The following is a 509-nucleotide window of genomic DNA, read 5'->3' as shown; positions in this document are numbered from 1 at the left end:
CCAAAGCAAACGTCGCCATTGCAAGAAGAAGGAAGCTAAAGCCGTCCATCAAATCGGTTAAACCAAAGGTGAAACGTTCGACACCAACGCCTTTATCGATACCGACTGTCGACAGCATCAAGCCAAGAATGGTCATCATCCACGCTTTAATGACCTGACCTTTACCAGCAAAAGCCGCAACGGCAGACAAGCCGAGCAACATCAATGCAAAGTAATCAGAAGATTGAAAGCTTAACGACACGTTAGCCAAGGCTGGCGCAGCCACGAGCAGCATGATGGCCGAAAGTGTGCCGCCAGTAAAAGAGGAGTAAGCAGCTAATGCTAGCGCTTTACCCGCTTGACCTTTTTGCGCCATTGGGTAACCGTCAAACGCGGTTACGACCGTTGAAGAGCAGCCTGGTGCGTTGATCAAAATTGAAGAGGTTGAACCACCAAATACGGCGCCGTAGTAAACACCCGCCATCAAGATGAGGCCCGATGAAGGCTCTAAACCATAAGTAATCGGGATC

At 49.7% G+C, this 509-nt stretch carries 1 protein-coding gene; it reads right to left on the bottom strand.

The features are described from left to right. Positions 1 to 509 (bottom strand): tripartite tricarboxylate transporter permease (locus R7O13_RS31100; RefSeq protein ID WP_318305760.1); only part of this gene is annotated, 509 nt, incomplete at both ends.

The organism is Vibrio sp. Y176 (assembly GCF_033438945.1).
The sequence above is the reverse complement of the archived record's forward strand: the minus strand, read 5'-3'. Positions and strand labels throughout refer to the sequence as shown.